This window comes from Pseudomonas sp. Kh14 (assembly GCF_900291005.1).
GTDB classification, from domain to species: domain Bacteria; phylum Pseudomonadota; class Gammaproteobacteria; order Pseudomonadales; family Pseudomonadaceae; genus Aquipseudomonas; species Aquipseudomonas alloputida.
In genome coordinates, this window is the sequence record NZ_OLKJ01000037.1 from 137,798 (window position 1) to 152,056 (window position 14,259).

Sequence of the window (14,259 nt, forward strand, 5' to 3'; positions counted from 1 at the left end):
CAAGGCATGCACAGCACGTGTGTAGGAGCGGGTTCACCCGCGAAGAGGCCGCCCGCTCTACCGCCAACGGTTCAGGTAATCCTGCTGCTCTCGCCAGGCCTCGTCCTGCACCACCGCCCTGAACCGCACCACCGCCCCCGGCATGCACTGCGCCAGTTGCGCCAGCGCCAGCGGCGTCAGCGCGCCCAGCCGCGGGTACCCACCAATGGTCTGCCGGTCATTGAGCAATACGATCGGCTGCCCGTCCGGCGGCACCTGTACCGCCCCCAGCGGGATCCCTTCGGAGATCATCGGCGCGCCTTGGTACACCAGCTGCGGCCCTAACAACCGGATGCCCATGCGGTCGGCCCGGCTGTCCAGCGTCCACTCCCGGTTGAATGCCTCGAACAAGCTGGTACCGCTGAATTCACCGATCTGCGCGCCCATCACCAGGTCCAGCACCGGCTTTTGGGCGAACTGCGGGCACAACGCTTGCGGCACTTCGCGCAGGGGGGCATTGCCACCGGTAAAAGCCAATGCCTGGTGTTTAGCCAGCGCAGCACCCTGGCCATCGATGCCACCCAGTGCTTCACGTACCACGGTGGCACAGCTGCCCAGTACATCCTCGCCCAGAAACCCACCCGGTGCCGCCAAATACGCCCGCACACCGACTTTGGGCTGCTTCAGGGTCAAGCGCTGCCCCTTGGCCAGGGCAAAGCTGCGCCATGGCGCCAGGGGCTGATCATCGACACACGCACCCAGGTCGGCACCGGCCAGGGCCAGCACGCAATCCTGTTCGGCCACCACGCAAAAACCACCCAGCGCCACCTCGACCACCGGCGCCCCCAACGGGTTGCCCAGCAGCCAGTTGGCCCAGTGCATCGCCACCCAGTCCAGCGCCCCGCCCTGGGTCACGCCAAGGTGGCGCACGCCAAAGCGCCCGGCATCCTGTAACTGGCACAACGGCGTACTGGCCTCGATCATCAACTGCTTCATCCCTGCGCCTCCACATCACCACCCATGGCCAGGAATTCGCTGCGCGAAACCGGCACGAAGCGCACACGGTCACCGGGTTGCAAGAGGCTGTAACCCTCACGTTCACGGTCGAACAACCGCACCGGGGTGCGCCCGATCAGGTTCCAGCCACCCGGCGATACTGCCGGGTAGGCCGCCGTCTGGCGCTCGGCAATACCCACGCTGCCCGCCGCCACGCGCTTGCGCGGGGTACTCAGACGAGGGCTGGCCAGGCGCTCGTCGACCAGGCCCATGAAGCCGAAACCAGGCGCGAAGCCCAGGGCAAACACCGGGTAATCACGTTCACCGTGCAAGCGAACAATCTCGGCTTCACTCAAGCCGCTGCGTGCCGCCAGCACAGGCAGCTCGGGGCCGACACTGACGTCATACCACACCGGGATCTCGTGTCGGCGGCCGCCACTGCCGGTGTCAGGCTGCAAGCCCTCCAGCGCCTGAGCGATTCGCGCCCTGGCTTCGCCTGGCGGCAGGGCAGACTGCACCATCAGCGTGGTATAGGACGGCACCAGGTCCAGCAAATGCTCGCCGAACGCCGCGCTCAAGCACCGGCTGGCGGCGAGCATCCATGGCATGTTGGCCTCATCGATACGGTCGAACAGGCGTACCATCAGGCTGTCGATGGCGACCACTTCGATTCGCGGCTTCATCACACCTCCAGCCCATCGAGGGCTTGGCGAATCTGCCGCACCGCCGCCACCGAACTGTCGTTGTCGCCATGCACGCAGAGGGTGCTGGCGGCAAGCTGCAAGGCACTGCCATCGTCAGCCAATAGCGTTTCGCCTCGGGCCAGACGCACCGCCTGCTCCACCACCCGCGCCGGGTCGTGATGCACCGCACCCGGCAGGCGCCGCGACAGCAGATGGCCGCTGGCGGTGTATGCGCGGTCTGCGAACGCCTCGAACCACAGCGGCACGCCGATTTCATCGCCCAGTGCCTGGGCGGCACGGTTGTCGGCGGTGGCCATCAGCATCAATGGCAGGTTGCTGTCATAGGCCGCTACGGCCTCCAGCACGGTACGCAACTTGAGCGGGTCGGCCATCATGTCGTTGTACAGCGCGCCATGCGGCTTCACATAGGCCACGCGACCACCCAGCACTTTGCAGATGCCATCCAGCGCACCGATCTGATAATGCAGCAGGTCACGGACTTCTTCCGGGCTGCAGGCCATGGAGCGGCGGCCGAAGCCGACCAGGTCCGGGTAGGCCGGATGAGCGCCAATAGTCACCCCGTGCTCCAGCGCCAGGGCCACGGTGCGGCGCATGATGCCGGGGTCGCCGGCGTGGTAGCCGCAGGCGATGTTGGCGCAATCGATGTAAGGCATGACCTCGGCATCCAGGCCCATGCGCCAGCTGCCAAAACTCTCGCCCATGTCGCAATTGAGTAGCAGGCGTTCCACCACGCAGTCTCCCTTGTCGTTGTGCATATGCCTACCTTACCGCGCCTGCAGCTGTTTGCCGCGTGTTTCCGGCAAGCTCAAGGCCGCCACGATCACAATGCCGTAGGACACCGCAGAAAACACGCCGATGCCCAAACCCAGCGGAACGTTCTGGCCGAGCATGCCAATCATCAACGGAAACAGCGCGGCAATGACCTTGCCGATGTTGTAACAGAAGCCCTGCCCCGAACCCCGAATGCGCGTGGGGAACAGTTCGGTCAGAAACGCCCCCATGCCGCTGAAGATACCCGAGGCGAAGAAGCCCAACGGGAGGCCCAGCCACAGCATCACGCCATCGCTGACCGGCATCTGCGTGTACAACAGCACAATGACGAAAGAGCCCACGGCGAACAGGATGAAGTTCTTCTTGCGCCCCAGCAGGTCGGACAGATAAGCACTGACCACATAGCCCATGTACGAGCCGACGATCACCATGGCCAGATAGCCACCCGTGCCCAGCACACTCAGGCCGCGTTCGTTCTTCAGGAAGGTTGGCAGCCACGAGGTGATGGCGTAGTAACCGCCGAGCGCGCCGGTGGTCAGCAGGGATGCCCGCACGGTGGTCCAGAGCATGCCCGGGGCGAAGATTTCGTAGAAGCGCGAAGGTGCCTCGGCGTTTTCCACTGCCTTGGCCTTACGATAGACCTCAGGGTCCTTGACCAGGCGGCGAACGAAGATCACGAAGATTGCCGGTACCAGCCCCAGCAGGAACAACGCACGCCAGGCCTGCTCTGCCGGCAGCCAGGAGAACAGCAGCGCATAGAGGATGGCCGTGAGGCCCCAGCCGATTGCCCAGCCGGACTGCACCATGCCCACCGCCTTGCCGCGGTCCTGGGCGCGGATCACCTCGCCGATCAACACTGCACCGGCGGTCCACTCGCCACCGAAGCCAAAGCCCATCAGGGTTCGGGCAATCAGCAATTGCTCGTAGTTCTGAGCGAAGCCACACAGGAAGGTGAAGAAGGCGAACCACAACACCGTCAGTTGCAGGGTACGCACCCGGCCGATGCGGTCGGAGAGGATACCGGCCACCCAGCCTCCTACAGCCGAGGCGATCAGCGTGCTGGTGTGGATCAACCCGGCTTCAGTGGTGGTGATACCCCACAGCATGATCAGCGTAGGGATGACGAAACTGAGCATCTGTGTGTCCATGCCGTCCAGGCCATAGCCAATCTTGCAACTCCAGAAGGTACGTCGTTGCTGTTTGTCGATGTCGCGGTACCAGGCGAAAGGCCCGGACGAAGGGAGGGTACTGACCTGCTGCTGCACGCCGGTGGGGTTCATGGATGCCTCGGCTTGTTGGTATTGTTTTATGGGCGACATGAAGCGTCGCGGCCTGGGCGCCATTGTTCAGAGGCCGCCTCGCCTGCGTCCAACGAAAAAAACCGCCGGTCTGGAACAAGAAAAACTGATCATGAACCTTCGCTTCCTCGAAACCTTCGTCTGGGTCGCCCGGCTCAAGAGCTTCCGCCTGACGGCAGAAAAGCTGTTCACCACCCAGGCTTCGGTATCCAGCCGCATTGCCGCACTGGAGGCCGACCTGGGCGTGAAACTGCTGCTGCGCGACTCTCGCGGCGTCAGCCTGACCCCGGAAGGCGGCAAGGTGCTGGAATACGCCGAACGCATGCTGGAAACCGCCAAGGCCATGAAGCAGTCGCTGGACAGCGACCGGGCCAAGGTCGGGCGCATTCGCATCGGGGTGATGGATACTGTGATCCACACCTGGATGAGCGCGCTGGTGGCGGAGCTGACCGAGCGCTACCCGCAGGTGGAAATCGAACTGGTGGCCGACACCGCGCTGAACTTGCGCGAGCAGCTGCAGAAGGGCTTTCTGGACGTGATTTTGCAGACCGACTTGCTGCGCGAGCAATCGATCCGCAGCCTAGACCTGGCGCGCTACCCAATGGGCTGGGTGGTGGCCGCAGGCGCCCACCAGCACCGGGACTATGCGTCGCTGGCCGAACTTGGGCGCGAGCGCATCATCACCTTCTCGAAGAATTCACGGCCGCACCAGGAGGTGCTGAGCTTGCTGCAGGCTGCGGGGGCAGAGGCACCACGGTTGAATTGTGTGAACTCGGTGGCGGCGATTACCCGGCTGTTGCGCGACGGCTTTGGCATTGGCGCGCTACCGCCGGCGCTGGTGGATGCCGAGTTGGGCCGGGGCGAGCTGGTGCTGCTGGAAGGGTTGCAGCCGCCGCCGAGCCTTGAGCTGGTGGTGGCGTGGCAGACCGGGGTGGCGTTGGTCGATGAGGTGGTTGGGGTTTGCCGGCAGGTGTTGGCGCGGTATGCGCGGGATGTGGGTGGGCAGCGGATCGTACTGGTCTGAACGGCAGTCTCTGCCTGTACCGGCCCTTTCGCGGGCCCGCCCGCTCCCACAGGATCATCACAGGCCTGGCGGGCCAGGTTGTACCTGTGGGAGCGGGCAAGCCCGCGAAAGGGTCGGTACAGGTACAGCAGACCTTAGCGCCAGCTCTCTTTCACCACCCTGCGCCGCCCGCCCAGGATCAGCCAGCCAATCCCCAACAACAGGCTTTCGACCACAAAGGCCAGCACAAAACCGGCACCCACACCCCAGCCAATCGCCTCGGGCACCAGCAGAATCTGGTAGCTGTAGCCATTGAGGGTTTCTTCACGTAACTGCGGGTCGGCCTGTACCAGCACATGCCAGGTACGCTCGGCCCATGACCCTTGCAGCACCTGCCATTCGTTTTCCAGCAATTCGTTGCGGATCATCAGGCTTTCGATGCTGTTGGCGTCACTGTTGAACACCGGATCGTCGCTGCTGCGGTAGTGCTGCAGCAGCGCCTGCAAGTCGCCCTTGAAAAAGCGCTCGGCCGTTTGCCGGAACCCATCGAGCGCCTCGCGCGATTCGAACAGGTGCGCCTCGACCCGCTGGCTATAGTCCTTGACCAGCCCCGGGACCTGGATACCGGCCAGCAGGCCGAAGGTGAACAACAGCAATCGCAGGTAACTTCTGAACATGCAGCGTCCTTAGCTCTGGCCGTGCGCCACGCACTCTCCGTGCCGCCACAGGGCCCACTGACCCGGCGCGTAGCGGTGCCAGGTCTCGTTCTCGGTCAGGGCCTCGGTGGCAATCACCGTGACCACGTCGTTGGGGGTGGTTTCGGTATGAAAATCGACGATCAGGTCGACATCCTTCAACCGTGCGGCACCGAATGGCGCACGGCGGGTAATGTGCACCAGCTTGGTCGAGCAAAAGCAGAACAGCCAGTCGCCATCGCTGAGCATGCAGTTGAACACGCCCTGACCACGGTAGCCGGCACAGGCATCGACCAGCACTGGCAGCAGCTGTTCCACCGGCACCGGTTCGGGGAAGGCGCTGCGGATGCGGTTGAGCAAGTCGCAGAAGGCCGCTTCGCTGTCGGTGTCGCCCACTGGCCGGTAGAAACTGGCCAGGCCCTTGAAGTCACCCAACTGGCCGTTGTGCGCGAAGCACCAGTTGCGGCCCCACATTTCCCGCACGAACGGGTGGGTATTGGACAGGCACACCCTGCCGACGTTGGCCTGACGGATATGACCGATCACCACTTCGCTTTTGATCGGGTAGCGCTGCACGAGGTTGGCCACTTCCGACTCGCTGCTCGCGGCCGGGTCCTGGAACAGGCGCAAGCCGCGGCCTTCGTAAAAGCCAATCCCCCAGCCGTCACGGTGCGGGCCAGTACGCCCGCCCCGCTGCATCAGGCCGGTGAAGCTGAAAACGATGTCGGTAGGGACGTTGGCACTCATGCCCAGCAGTTCGCACATAGGCGTGTCTCCGTTTACAGACGAGGCTCGACCCGGCCTGTGCCACGCGCAGCGGCTGGCGGCAAGTCGTCACGGTAACGGTCGCTACGCTCGGCAGCCAGCGGCGCCTGGGTGCCGAGCTGGTCATCCTCGGCCCGCTGACGCCTGGCGGCGGCTTCGGCCTGCTCACGGCGTGCGTGCGCGCGCTTTTCCAGCGGCCAGCGCAGCAGCACGAAGAGGAAGTACAGGCCGAAGGCGATCATGCCGTACATGGCGAAGTCGGACACAGCGCGCCAGGCGTTGTTGCCGACCTTGAAAGCGACATCCAGCGCAGTGATGGCGATTGCAGGGGCGAAGCTGTCCTTGACCGGGTCGACGATGGTCGGGGTCAGCAGCAGCACCGCCAGCACCACCCGTAGCGGTTCGCGCAGCCAGCGCCACATCCAGCCGGTGAGCTTGAAGCCCACCAGCAGGCACCCTAAGGCGGCTACTGCGTACAAGCCCCAGGCGAAGGTGTAGTCGTTCTCGGTCATGGTGTTCGTGCAAGCCAGGCAAAGAGATGCCTATGATAAACACTTTTCCGGGCGCAGACAGTGTTTGCCTGTGCCGGCCTCTTCGCGGGTAAACCCGCTCCTACACGATCTGCGACGGACTTGGGAACGGTGCGACCCTGTAGGAGCGGGTTTACCCGCGAAGAGGCCGGCACAGGCAACTCCAATCAAGAGACCTTCAATGCCAACCAAGCCCCAACCCCCGATTGCCCAAGCCGACCAGGCCACCGACCCGTATGCCTGGCTGCAACAGCGCGATACCCCCGAGGTACTCGCTTACCTGCAAGCTGAAAACGCCTACCAGGAAGCCTGCCTGGCCGACCAGGCACCGTTGCGTGAGCGACTGTTCGAAGAAATCAAGGGCCGCATCCTGGAGACCGACCTGTCATTGCCGGCGCCTTGGGGCCCCTACCTGTACTACACCCGTACCACCGCCGGTGACGAATACCCGCGTCACTACCGCTGCCCACGTCCGGCCGACGACTCGAACACCGTCGATGAAAGCCAGGAGCAACTGCTGCTCGACCCCAACGTCCTGGCCAACGGCGGCTTCCTCTCCCTCGGCGCGTTCAACATCAGCCCTGACCACCGCCTGCTGGCCTACAGCCTCGACACCAGCGGCGACGAAATCTATACCCTGTACGTCAAAGACCTGACCAGTGGCCGTGTCACTACCCTGCCCTTCGACGACTGCGACGGTAGCCTGACCTGGGCCAACGACAGCCAGACGCTATTCTTCGCAGAACTGGACGACACCCACCGCCCATGGCGCCTGCGTCGCCACACCTTGGGCACCGACGCCGCACACACCGTGTTCGAAGAGCCGGACGGGCGTTTCTTTCTGCACTGCTACCGCACCAGTTCCGAGCGCCAGCTGGTGCTGCTGCTGAACAGCAAGACCACCAGTGAGGCCTGGGTACTGGACGCCGAAACCCCGCAGGCGCCGTTCACCTGCCTGGCGCCGCGCGTCGAAGGCCACGAATACTTCCCCGACCACGGCCAACTCGACGGCCAGTGGCGCTGGTTCATCCGCACCAACCAGGATGGCATCAACTTCGCCCTGTACCACGCGCCAGTCGCGCCAGTGCCAAGCCGCGAACAGTGGCAGGTGCTGGTGGCGCACCGCGATGCGGTCATGCTCGAAGGCCTCAGCCTGAACACCGGCGCCCTCACCCTGAGCCTGCGCGAAGGCGGCCTGCCGATCATCGAAGTACGCCCGCAGGGCTTGCCGGCCTACCGCGTCGACTTGCCAGACGCCGCCTACAACCTTTACGTGCAGGACAGCCTGGAATTTGCCAGCACTCGCATACGCTTGCGCTACGAAGCACTCAACCGCCCGGCCCAGGTGCGCCAGCTGGCGTTGCCCACGGGCGCCCAGGTGGTGCTCAAGCAAACCCCGGTGCTGGGTGCATTCGATGCCGATGACTATGTCAGTGAGCGCCTGTGGGCAACCGCAGCGGACGGCACCCAGGTGCCGATCAGCCTGGTACGCCGCCGCCAGGACCTGGGCAAGACGGTGCCACTGTACCTGTACGGCTATGGCGCCTATGGCGAAAGCCTCGACCCCTGGTTCTCACATGCGCGCCTGAGCCTGCTGGAGCGCGGCGTGGCCTTCGCCATCGCCCACGTGCGTGGTGGTGGCGAACTGGGGGAGGCCTGGTACCGTGCCGGCAAGCAGGAGCACAAGCACAACACGTTCAGCGACTTCATCGCCTGCGCCGAGCACCTGATCAGCCAGGGCGTGACTGCCGCCGACCGCCTGGCCATCAGTGGTGGCAGCGCCGGCGGCCTGCTGATCGGCGCGGTGCTCAACCTGCGCCCTGAGCTGTTCCGCTGCGCCATTGCCGAAGTGCCATTCGTCGACGTGCTCAACACCATGCTCGACCCGGAGCTGCCGCTGACCGTGACCGAGTACGACGAATGGGGCAACCCTGAGGAGCCGGAGGTGTATGAACGGATCAAGGCTTATGCGCCGTACGAGAATCTGAAAGCGCAGGCCTACCCGGCGATGCTGGTGGTGGCGGGCTACAACGACAGCCGCGTGCAGTATTGGGAGGCAGCCAAATGGGTGGCGAAGTTGCGCACACTCAAGACTGACAACAACCTGCTGCTGCTCAAGACCGAGATGGGGGCTGGGCATGGCGGGATGAGCGGGCGGTACCAAGGGTTGAAGGATGTGGCCCTGGAGTATGCGTTCGTATTTGGCGAGCTGGGTATCCTTTGAGAGAGCTGGGGGCGCGTTGCGCCCCTTTCGCGACACAAGGCCGCTCCCACAAGACAGTGGACTACACCCCAGATGTTGGACATCTGTCCATCTTCTGGGGTGCAGTCCACAGCGCGGAATCCAGTCCAACCTGTGGGAGCGGCCTTGCGTCGCGATGGGCTGCAAAGCAGCCCCAAACGCCCCCAGCTACCGCCCGTCAATCATCCTCCACAACCGGCTTCGGCGGGTCCTGCCGCAACCCGGGCAATGGCTGATCCTTCGGCGGGCCGGGCACTGGCATCGGCGGCAACAAGGGCGCCCCCGGCTGGCTGTCATAAGCCTTGGGCGGCGTACTCGGGGTAATCTGCGGGTATGGCGTAGGCGTCGGCGTACCGGGCGCGGCGGGTACTGGCGGCGTGAGCCTGGGTGGCGGGCTGGCAGCTTCTGCCAGGGGCAGGCCAGCCATCACCAGAGCGGCGAGGATCGCGTGAAACATCAGCAACCTCCTGTCGGGAACCTTTCTACAGGCTACGCCTAAATCAACGCTTTCGCCTGTCCGCCGGACCTGCAAGCGCGCTAGACTCAATGGCATAACCGTCACCTGCCTGATCAGAACAAAGGAAACACCATGAGCTCCACCTCTTCTGCCGCCGCTACCGCGCGCCTCGACCGCATCCTGGCCGATGCCAAGCGCGACAAGGAAATGGGCTACCGCGACAAGGCCCTGAGAATGTACCCGCACGTGTGCGGTCGCTGCGCCCGCGAGTTCGCTGGCAAGCGCCTGAGCGAGCTGACCGTGCATCACCGTGACCACAACCACGACAACAATCCTCAGGACGGCTCCAACTGGGAGCTGCTGTGCCTGTACTGCCACGACAACGAACACTCGCGCTACACCGACCAGCAGTACTTCAGCGAAGGCTCCACCAGCACCCCGAGCATTGCCAAGGCTACGCACAACCCGTTTGCCGGGCTGGCGGGCATGCTGAAGAAAGACTGACCATCGATTCGCCCCCCGCTGCTACCGGGCAGCCCGTATAATCGCGCTTTTTTCGCGAAGGGCCCCGGTACGTGGCAAACAAACGATACAGCTGCATCGGCCTGTTCAACCCCAAGTCGGCAGAAAACGTCGGCTCTGTGATGCGCGCAGCGGGCTGCTATGGCGTCAATTCGGTGTTCTACACGGGCAAACGCTATGAACGCGCACGTGACTTCGTCACCGACACCAAGCGCGTGCACTACGACATCCCGCTGATCGGCATCGACGACCTAAAGCGCATTATCCCGCTGGGCTGCACGCCCGTGGCGGTAGAACTGGTGGAGGGAGCGCGACCATTGCCGGATTACACCCATCCGGACCGGGCCATTTACATCTTCGGGCCAGAGGATGGTTCGTTGAGCGAAGAGGTGCGGGGATGGTGTGAAGAGACTATCTACATCCCGACCGAGGGCTGCATGAACCTGGCAGCGACGGTGAATGTGGTGCTGTATGACCGCATGGCCAAGGGGCTGAATACCCGTTCGGGGCCCAAGTTCAAATAGAAAGGCCGCCACTGCGGCAACAGGACAGACCTGCCAACACAGGGCGACCGAGTGCTGAGCTCCGTCAGAACAGCACCGAAACCGGGCCGAACATTGCCTCGACAAACCATGGGTTGTCGCAATCAACGTTGCCGACGATGGTTGGCTGCACGCTCCCCCTCCTCGGTTTCGCCCCGTGAACAATGCTGAGTTTCTGCTCCGCGGTGTATTCCAGGTACGACTTGATACGCTTGAAATGCGACTTGCAGACGATGCCGCCCTGCCGATTGTCAGGCGCAGGGATGCCTAGTGCAGCACCTTGCTCTGCAGCACATCGGAACGCCGCCCCAGCACGTTCTCGCTGATCTGTACGAAGTCTTCAGTACTGACGCTGGGCAGGCGCATCAGCCCACGTACCACATCGTCCAACGAACGTTTGGCCTGGGTGTGAATGCGGATTTCCTTGTCCAGCGCTTGCAACAGCATCACGCCGCGGGCCACCTGGGCCGGGCTTGCGCGTTCACCCTTGAGCCGGTTGACCTTGGCGCCCTGCTTGCTCAGACGCGCCTGCCAGACCTGGTAGCGGTCATCACTCATCCCGCCCGAGCGGCGTAGCAATTCGTTGGCGTAATAATCGGTCAGGCTCTCTACCAGCCAGTCACTGCCGTCACGCCCGTGAATCTGCGCGAACAGTTGCACCAATTCGCGCAGCAACGGGCTATTGCCGTTTTCGCTGACCATGGGCCGGGCACTGTTCAGGTACAACGAGCCCTGCGCAGCCATAGCCCCTCGCCACATGCCGTCACGCGCCCCGACCAACAGCAGCTTGGGCGGGTTACGCGGGAACACAGCTTGTAGTTGTGGCCAGACGAATGTGAGCAAGGTCAGGCTGTCCATGCGCCGCATGCCCTGCCCCACCGGCGCGGCCACGGTCACTTCGGTCTCGCCCAGGCGGGCGCGGCGGCTGCCCAGGTCGCCGGCAAGCATCCAGCCGGTCGGGCGATCGAACAGGCGCGACACGTTGTCGATGCGAAACTTCCCCTTGCCGATGCGCGGCCAGGACGTTTCGATGCTCTTCCAGCCCTCGGGCAGGTCGAAAGCCAGGCGCGCCACCAGCTCGGTACCATCCTGCTGGTCGAGGCGCGCAGGGGGTATCAGCTGGTCGCCGAGGAACAGTGCCCAGTGCGGGGTGACACGTGATGAATAGGCGCCGCTGGCCAGCTTCTGGTCCAGCTGCACGCGGTAGCTAAGGCTGGTCTTGCCGGCCGCTGGCTGCCATATGCCACGCTGCCCCTTCAGCTGCCATTGCCCATCAGCCTGGAAGCCGCTGTAGGCCCCAGCCTTGCCCAGGTCGAAGTCCAGGCTGCGCACGGCGCTGCCTTCAGCCAATGTAACGCGGACCTCGGCCTGGCCACTGGCAGGCAGAAGGCGCACCTGGTAGTCGAGGTCGACCTTTTTCGCCCAGGCCGGCGAACTGGCCATCAGGCCCAACAGCAACAACAGCTGGCAACGCATACAGAAACTCCTTGTTTCCCCGAGGCAGCGGGCCGCGCCGGTCAGCTGGCGCGAAAGATCAGGTGGTCTTCCCAGTCGTCTTCGTGCACATCGTGTTCACTGAGCATACGCCCCGACTGGGAAATGCGCTGTTCATGAACCTGTTGCCGGTCGCCACAGACCAGGTGATGCCAAGCCGGCAAATCCTTGCCCTCACTGACCAGACGGTAACCGCAGGTACTCGGCAGCCACTTGAACTGGTCGGCCTTGCCCGGGGTAAGCTGGATGCAGTCTGGCACTTGGGCGAAGCGGTTGGGGTAGTCGCTGCACTGGCACGTATTAAGGTCCAGCAATTTGCAGGCGATGCGCGTGTAATAGACGCTGTTGTCGTCTTCGTCCTCGAGCTTTTGCAGGCAGCACAGGCCGCAGCCATCGCACAGCGACTCCCACTCTTGCTGGCTGAGCTCTTCGAGGGTCTTGCGCCGCCAGAACGGCGCGTTTTCAGCGATCATCACACAGGGTTCCTGCCTTCATCTTGGGGGCCACGGCGCGCGGCGGCGCCAGTCTAGAGCCTGGCCTTCGGCAAATCCAGACCGCTTGTCAGTCGCGACGGCAGGCAGTAGCGTGCGCTTTTCCCGTCCGTTTGCAGGAGCCGCCATGAGCGCCAACCCCCGCATTGCCGATTACGCCATCAACGAGCAGTTCATCAACCGCTGGTCGCCACGCGCCTTCACCGCCGAGCCGATCAGCGAAGAAACCCTGCTGAGCTTCCTCGAAGCCGCCCGCTGGGCACCTTCGGCCTATAACTCGCAGCCTTGGCGCTTCCTGTATGCCCGCCGCGACACGCCGAACTGGGAGCGTTACCTGAGCCTGCTGGTGCCCTTCAATCGCAGCTGGGCGCAACAGGCGTCGGCGCTGGTGCTGGTCATTTCCAAGACCACGTTCGCGGCCCCGGGCGCTACGGAAGAAAAACCGGCGCTGTGGCACACCTTCGACACGGGCTCTGCCTGGGGGCACCTGGCCCTGCAGGCCAGCATCAGCGGCTGGCATACCCATGGCATGGCCGGCTTCGATCAGGACCTGGCACGTCAGGAACTGAAGATTCCCGAGGGTTACGTACTGCATGCCATGGTGGCGATCGGCAAGCTGGGGGACAAGGCCAGCCTGGATGAAGCCCTGCAGGCGCGTGAAGTGCCGAGCCCGCGCAAGCCGCTGAGCGAGCTGGCTGCTGAAGGCGACTTCAGTCTGTAAGGTTTGTGTTGGCAGTGCTGGCCTCTTCGCGGGCAAGCCCGCTCCTACGGGGGGTATCACCACCCTGAGCTGGAGCGGGCTTACCCGCGAAGAGGCCGGTACAGGCCACAGCGATCAGTAGCCCCGGGCGAAATCGACTTCACCCCGCAACCTCTGCCCCGCTTCATAAGCCCGCACATTCTCGACAAACAAGCGCACCATCGCTGTCGGCGAAGTGGGCGCCGAGCTGTGCCCGGTCAGCAGCAAGCCCCAGGCGGTCCAGAACGGGTGTTGCTTGGGCAACGGCTCCTGGCGGCACACATCGATCACCGCACCGGCCAGATGGCCCTCTTTCAACGCCTCGACCAGGTCGGCATCGACCACCGCCACACCACGTCCGGCATTGATGAACAAGGCCGAGGGCTGGAAGCATTTGAACAGCGCGGCGTCATACAGGTCATGAGTCGCCGGGGTATCCGGCAGCAGATTCAGCACATAGTCGACCTGGCCGACCATGCGCGGCAGGTCGGCCAGCGCCGCCACCTCGACGAACGGGGCCTGTTCACGGGCGCTGCTGGCAACCCCGTACAGCTCCACACCAAACGGCTGCAGGAACTCGGCCACACGCTGACCAATGTCGCCTACACCCACAATGAGGACCTTGCGCCCTTCCAGGCTGCGCCCCGGGCGTTCATCCCAGCGCCGCTCGACCTGGCTGACCAGGCGTGACAGCACCTCACGCTCATGGCCTAGCATATAGGTGAGCATGTACTCAGCCATTACCTGCCCAAAGATGCCTACTGCGCGGCTCAGGCGGTAATCACGCGGCAGGCCATCGGCCAGCAACGGCGTGATACCGGCCCATGTCGACTGTATCCAGCCAGGCTTGTGGCCTTGGCGCAGCAGACTGGCCAGCAAGTCCGGCTGGCCCAGCCACACCGGGCACTGCGGTGCCTGGCGGGCCAGTTCGGCAGAGTCGCCGCTGGTCAGCACTTCCACTTCTGGCGCGGCTGCGCGCAAAAGCCCGGCGTATCGAGCATGGTCATGCTCAGCGATCAGTACACGCATGG

The 14,259-nt window shown here is 64.0% G+C and carries 17 protein-coding genes; 5 read left to right on the plus strand and 12 right to left on the minus strand.

Translation table 11 applies throughout. The features are described from left to right. Nucleotides 1-57: 57 nt before the first annotated feature. The 4 genes from FQ668_RS21715 to FQ668_RS21730 are packed head-to-tail and all read right to left on the minus strand — an operon-like array spanning nt 58 to nt 3,730. On the minus strand, nt 58-975 hold the full coding sequence (locus tag FQ668_RS21715; protein ID WP_019436815.1) for a biotin-dependent carboxyltransferase family protein: 918 nt from the start codon (nt 973-975) through the stop codon (nt 58-60). Continuing rightward, entirely contained in the window at nt 972-1,658 is a 687-nt protein-coding gene (pxpB, locus tag FQ668_RS21720; RefSeq protein ID WP_014590041.1) for a 5-oxoprolinase subunit PxpB, read from the minus strand. Before pxpB ends, FQ668_RS21715 begins: the two co-directional genes overlap by 4 nt. Next, the gene (locus tag FQ668_RS21725; RefSeq protein WP_019436814.1) at nt 1,658-2,434 is read right to left on the minus strand and encodes a 5-oxoprolinase subunit PxpA; all 777 of its coding nucleotides are present in this window, start codon (nt 2,432-2,434) and stop codon (nt 1,658-1,660) included. The genes pxpB and FQ668_RS21725 overlap by 1 nt, the downstream gene beginning before the upstream one ends. Before the next feature lie 9 nt (nt 2,435-2,443). Next, the gene (locus tag FQ668_RS21730; protein ID WP_010955247.1) at nt 2,444-3,730 is read right to left on the minus strand and encodes an MFS transporter; all 1,287 of its coding nucleotides are present in this window, start codon (nt 3,728-3,730) and stop codon (nt 2,444-2,446) included. 130 nt (nt 3,731-3,860) lie between these two features. Here FQ668_RS21730 and FQ668_RS21735 point away from each other — a divergent pair, with 130 nt between their 5' ends. Then, nucleotides 3,861-4,772 carry a LysR family transcriptional regulator gene (locus FQ668_RS21735; RefSeq protein WP_026031813.1) on the plus strand — a complete coding sequence of 304 codons (912 nt, stop codon included), beginning with the start codon at nt 3,861-3,863 and terminating at the stop codon, nt 4,770-4,772. Between the two features lie 134 nt (nt 4,773-4,906). Here FQ668_RS21735 and FQ668_RS21740 read toward each other — a convergent pair whose 3' ends face one another. From FQ668_RS21740 to FQ668_RS21750, 3 genes are read right to left on the minus strand one after another with little or no spacing between them, the layout of a single operon-like run. Next, nucleotides 4,907-5,428, minus strand: coding sequence for a DUF2937 family protein (locus FQ668_RS21740; RefSeq protein WP_003254669.1), 522 nt, complete (start codon nt 5,426-5,428; stop codon nt 4,907-4,909). Between the two features lie 9 nt (nt 5,429-5,437). Next, the gene (locus tag FQ668_RS21745) at nt 5,438-6,211 is read right to left on the minus strand and encodes a class II glutamine amidotransferase (RefSeq protein ID WP_014590037.1); all 774 of its coding nucleotides are present in this window, start codon (nt 6,209-6,211) and stop codon (nt 5,438-5,440) included. A gap of 14 nt (nt 6,212-6,225) precedes the next feature. Beyond that, a complete protein-coding gene (locus FQ668_RS21750; protein ID WP_019436812.1) occupies nt 6,226-6,723 on the minus strand; it encodes a hypothetical protein in 498 nt (165 codons plus the stop codon). Between the two features lie 199 nt (nt 6,724-6,922). Between FQ668_RS21750 and FQ668_RS21760 the strand changes: the two genes are divergently transcribed. Continuing rightward, complete coding sequence (locus FQ668_RS21760) at nt 6,923-8,965, plus strand: S9 family peptidase (RefSeq protein ID WP_019436811.1); 2,043 nt, start codon at nt 6,923-6,925, stop codon at nt 8,963-8,965. 196 nt (nt 8,966-9,161) lie between these two features. Here the strand turns inward: FQ668_RS21760 and FQ668_RS21765 are convergent, their stop codons facing one another. After that, nucleotides 9,162-9,440 carry a hypothetical protein gene (locus FQ668_RS21765; protein ID WP_019436810.1) on the minus strand — a complete coding sequence of 93 codons (279 nt, stop codon included), beginning with the start codon at nt 9,438-9,440 and terminating at the stop codon, nt 9,162-9,164. A 132-nt stretch (nt 9,441-9,572) separates the two neighbouring features. On the opposite strand from FQ668_RS21765, the gene FQ668_RS21770 reads away from it, so the two are divergent. Together FQ668_RS21770 and FQ668_RS21775 are read left to right on the plus strand one after the other, a co-directional pair. Further along, nucleotides 9,573-9,944, plus strand: coding sequence for a YajD family HNH nuclease (locus FQ668_RS21770; protein WP_003254676.1), 372 nt, complete (start codon nt 9,573-9,575; stop codon nt 9,942-9,944). A 71-nt stretch (nt 9,945-10,015) separates the two neighbouring features. Continuing rightward, a complete protein-coding gene (locus FQ668_RS21775) occupies nt 10,016-10,486 on the plus strand; it encodes an RNA methyltransferase (RefSeq protein WP_019436809.1) in 471 nt (156 codons plus the stop codon). Between the two features lie 64 nt (nt 10,487-10,550). On the opposite strand, the gene FQ668_RS21780 is transcribed toward FQ668_RS21775, so the two are convergent. Genes FQ668_RS21780 through FQ668_RS21790 form a run of 3 tightly spaced genes read right to left on the minus strand, consistent with a single transcriptional unit; the run spans nt 10,551 to nt 12,471 of the window. Further along, nucleotides 10,551-10,769 carry an aldehyde dehydrogenase family protein gene (locus tag FQ668_RS21780; RefSeq protein ID WP_121161120.1) on the minus strand — a complete coding sequence of 73 codons (219 nt, stop codon included), beginning with the start codon at nt 10,767-10,769 and terminating at the stop codon, nt 10,551-10,553. 2 nt (nt 10,770-10,771) lie between these two features. Next, nucleotides 10,772-11,980: a hypothetical protein gene (locus tag FQ668_RS21785; RefSeq protein WP_014590032.1), complete on the minus strand. Its 1,209-nt coding sequence runs from the start codon at nt 11,978-11,980 to the stop codon at nt 10,772-10,774. A gap of 41 nt (nt 11,981-12,021) precedes the next feature. Continuing rightward, nucleotides 12,022-12,471: a YcgN family cysteine cluster protein gene (locus FQ668_RS21790; protein ID WP_014590031.1), complete on the minus strand. Its 450-nt coding sequence runs from the start codon at nt 12,469-12,471 to the stop codon at nt 12,022-12,024. Nucleotides 12,472-12,616: 145 nt separating this feature from the next. On the opposite strand from FQ668_RS21790, the gene FQ668_RS21795 reads away from it, so the two are divergent. Next, on the plus strand, nt 12,617-13,210 hold the full coding sequence (locus FQ668_RS21795) for a nitroreductase family protein (RefSeq protein WP_014590030.1): 594 nt from the start codon (nt 12,617-12,619) through the stop codon (nt 13,208-13,210). A gap of 114 nt (nt 13,211-13,324) precedes the next feature. Here the strand turns inward: FQ668_RS21795 and FQ668_RS21800 are convergent, their stop codons facing one another. After that, nucleotides 13,325-14,257 carry a D-2-hydroxyacid dehydrogenase gene (locus tag FQ668_RS21800; protein ID WP_144180647.1) on the minus strand — a complete coding sequence of 311 codons (933 nt, stop codon included), beginning with the start codon at nt 14,255-14,257 and terminating at the stop codon, nt 13,325-13,327. Nucleotides 14,258-14,259: the final 2 nt, after the last annotated feature.